This window comes from Inquilinus sp. (assembly GCF_057815775.1).
This window is the reverse complement of the sequence record NZ_JBYRFX010000062.1, coordinates 1-3374: the sequence shown is the minus strand read 5'-3', so window position 1 is coordinate 3374 and position 3374 is coordinate 1. Positions and strand designations below refer to the sequence as shown.

The 3374-nt window shown below is 64.7% G+C and carries 2 protein-coding genes, 1 tRNA gene and 2 pseudogenes; 2 read left to right on the top strand and 3 right to left on the bottom strand.

The annotated features are described in order from the left end of the window. Positions 1-55: 55 nt before the first annotated feature. A pseudogene (gene glnA, locus AC3XYG_RS02510) lies at positions 56-307 on the top strand (glutamine synthetase); the annotation flags it as partial. On the opposite strand, the pseudogene glnA (AC3XYG_RS02505) reads toward glnA (AC3XYG_RS02510), so the two are convergent. The 3 genes and pseudogenes from glnA (AC3XYG_RS02505) to AC3XYG_RS02495 form a co-directional block, all read right to left on the bottom strand. Further along, positions 260-1342: pseudogene (glnA, locus tag AC3XYG_RS02505) on the bottom strand (type I glutamate--ammonia ligase); the annotation flags it as partial. The pseudogenes glnA (AC3XYG_RS02510) and glnA (AC3XYG_RS02505) overlap by 48 nt on opposite strands. A 91-nt stretch (positions 1343-1433) precedes the next feature. Continuing rightward, positions 1434-1772, bottom strand: a complete 339-nt coding sequence (locus AC3XYG_RS02500) for a P-II family nitrogen regulator (protein WP_489138231.1) — start codon at positions 1770-1772, stop codon at positions 1434-1436. 156 nt (positions 1773-1928) lie between these two features. After that, positions 1929-3110, bottom strand: a complete 1182-nt coding sequence (locus AC3XYG_RS02495) for a pyridoxal phosphate-dependent aminotransferase (protein ID WP_489138230.1) — start codon at positions 3108-3110, stop codon at positions 1929-1931. Positions 3111-3283: 173 nt separating this feature from the next. Here AC3XYG_RS02495 and AC3XYG_RS02490 point away from each other — a divergent pair. Further along, positions 3284-3359, top strand: a tRNA-His gene (locus AC3XYG_RS02490). Positions 3360-3374 lie beyond the last annotated feature (15 nt).

Sequence of the window (3374 nt, the reverse complement as noted above, 5' to 3'; positions counted from 1 at the left end):
GTACAAGTACACCCTGCACAACGTCGCCCACAGCTACGGCAAGACGCTGACCTTCATGCCGAAGCCGCTCTATGGCGACAACGGCTCGGGCATGCACTGCCACCAGTCGATCTGGAAGGACAACAAGCCGCTGTTCGCCGGCTCGGGCTATGCCGACCTGTCGGAGACGGCGCTCTACTACATCGGCGGCATCATCAAGCACGCCAAGGCGCTCAACGCCTTCTGCAATGCCAGCACCAACTCCTACAAGCGCGTGATTCCGGGCTTCGAGGCGCCGGTGCTGCTGGCCTACTCCTCGCGCAACCGCTCGGCCTCGTGCCGCATCCCCTACGTCTCCTCGCCGAAGGGCAAGCGCGTCGAAGCCCGGGATCAGCCGCTTGTAGCTGTTGGTCGACGGGTTGGTCAGGGCGTTCAGCGCCTTGGCGTGCTTGATGATGCCGCCGATGTAGTACAGCGCGGTGTCCGACAGGTCGGCGTAGCCCGAACCGGCGAAGGTCGGCTTGCCTTCCTTCCAGATCGACTGGTGGACATGCATGCCCGAGCCATTGTCGCCCTTGACCGGCTTCGGCATGAAGGTCGCGCTCTTGCCATAGGCGTCGGCGACGTTGTGGACGACGTACTTGAACATCTGCAGGGCGTCGGCGCTCTTGATCAGCGTCTCGAACTTGATGCCCAGCTCATGCTGCGAGGCGGCGACCTCGTGGTGGTGCTTCTCGACGTTGACGCCCATCTCGGCCAGGGTCGACAGCATCTCGGCGCGCAGGTCATGCGCGGCGTCGAGCGGCTGCACCGGGAAATAGCCGCCCTTCGGCTGGACGCGGTGGCCGCGGTTGCCGTCCGGATAGACCTTGCCGGTGTTCTCGGACGCATCCTCGCTGTCGAGGTAGTAAAAGCCCGAGGTCGTGCCCTGCTGGTAGCGCACGTCGTCGAAGATGAAGAATTCGGCTTCCGGGCCGAAATAGGCGGTGTCGCCCACCCCCAGCGACGTCATGTAGCGCTCCGCCGCCTTGGCGATCGAGCGCGGGTCGCGGCTGTAGGGCTGGCCGGTCGCCGGCTCCAGGATGTCGCAGGTGATGTTCAGCTGCGCCTGGGCCGCAAAGGGATCCATGACCGCCGTCGCCGTGTCCGGCATCAGGATCATGTCGGACTCGTTGATCGCCTTCCAGCCCGCGATCGACGACCCGTCGAACATGACGCCGTCGGTCAGCATGTCCTCGTCCACCGTCGAGACGTGCTGGCTGACGTGATGCACCTTCCCGCGGAAATCGGTGAAGCGGAAATCAACGTATTTGACGTCGTTCTCTTTGATCAGATCGAGAACTTTGGTGACGCCGTCGGCCATGATGTTTTCTTCCTGTGTTTGGACTGTGCGCAAGTGTTCTTGACGAGAGACGTTCTTGGGCGGCTCGCGTTCGGTAGAGCTGGGGCCGACCTCAGATGGCGTCGGCGCCCTTTTCACCGGTGCGGATACGGATCACTTCCTCGACCGGGGTGACGAAGATCTTGCCGTCGCCGATCCGGCCGGTCTGGGCGGCCTGCTGGATCGCCTCGATCGCACGTTCGACCAAGCTGTCCTCCATGACCACTTCGACCTTCACCTTGGGCAGGAAATCGACCACGTATTCAGCGCCGCGATAAAGTTCGGTATGGCCCTTCTGGCGGCCGAACCCCTTCGCCTCGGTGACCGTGATGCCCTTGATCCCGACTTCATGAAGGGCTTCCTTCACTTCGTCGAGCTTGAACGGCTTGATGATCGCTTCGACTTTCTTCATGGGTTCGGAACCGTTCCTGGATCGTTTGCGCGCCACCGCCGGGTGCGGAACGCTCTCGCGACAATGGTAAGCAAGTGGCATGCCAGACGTCGACTCCGCATTGTCGACGCTGGCTGCCAGGGCGTCAGGTTAAAATTTAGGCAACGTGATGCTTCTTTAGGCGTCGATCAGTTCGGGCAGGGCTTTGGCCATCCGGTCCATCGCCCGTTCAATGTTTTCGACGCTGTTGGCATAGGACAGGCGCAGGAAGCCTTCGCCCATGGCGCCGAAGCTGGTGCCGGCGATGGTGGCGATGCCGCAATCATCCAGCAGCTTGGTCTGCAGCACCTTGGCCGACAGGCCGGTGCCGCTGATGTTCGGGAAGGCATAGAAGGGGCCGCCCGGCTCGATGCAGCGGATGCCCGGCAGCTTGTTCAGCGCCGCGACTACGACGCGGCGGCGCTCGGCGAAGGCGTCGCACATGGTGTCGACCGCGTCCTGCGGCCCCTGCAGCGCGGCCAGGCCGGCATATTGCGCCGAGGCGTTGACGCAGGAATGCGAGTTCACCGCCAGCCGCGTCGCACCCTCGCGCAGCGCCTTGGGCCAGACGCTCCAGCCCAGCCGCCAGCCGGTCATGGCATAGGTCTTCGACCAGCCGTCCAGCAGGATGACCCGGTCGCGCAGGGCCGGGTACGACAGGAAGCAGCTGTGCTCCTGCCCGTCATAGAGGATGCGGCTGTAGATCTCGTCGCTCAGGATCGCGACATGCGGGAAGCGCTCCAGCCCGGCTGCGAGGCGGTCGAGCTCCGCCTTCGGCACCAGGCCGCCGGTCGGGTTGGCCGGGCTGTTGATGATCAGCAGGCGGGTGCGCGGGGTGATCTGCGCCAGCACCTCGTCGGCCGAGAAGGCGAAGCCGTTCTCTTCCTTCAGCCGGACCGGCACCGGCGTCGCGCCGGTGAAGCGGATCGCGGATTCGTAGATCGGGAATCCGGGGTTCGGGTACATGATCTCGGCCCCGGGCTCGCCGAACATCAGGATCGCGAACCACATCGTCACCTTGCCGCCCGGCATGATGACCACGTCGTCGGGGTCGACGGTGACGCCACGGCGCGACTCCAGATCCGCCGCCACCGCCTGGCGCAGCGCCGGGATGCCGCCGGCCGGGGTGTAGCCGTGATGGCCGTCGCGCAGCGCCTTGGCGCCGGCCTCGACGATATGCTCAGGGGTGCGGAAATCCGGCTGGCCGATGCCGAGATTGATGATGTCCTTGCCCTGCGCCGCCAGCGCCTGGGCCCGTGCCAGAACATCGAATGCCGTTTCGGTGCCGAGATTGGCCATGGCGGCCGCTTGAATCAACATCACATCTCCCGCTTCTGATCGTCCGGTGGGGTGTCGAAGGTCCGACTATGTGGCCCTGCCGGGGCCGGGTCATGCCCGGATGCGCCTTCGACAGGCGGGAATGCGCCTCGTGCTTTGTGTTGCGCTTGACGTGGGGACGGCGATGGCTCATATGAGCCGCCGCTAGCGCTGTGGCGGCCATAGCTCAGCTGGTAGAGCACTCGGTTGTGGTCCGAGATGTCACGGGTTCGAGCCCCGTTGGTCGCCCCATTCCCCCTCCCGTCC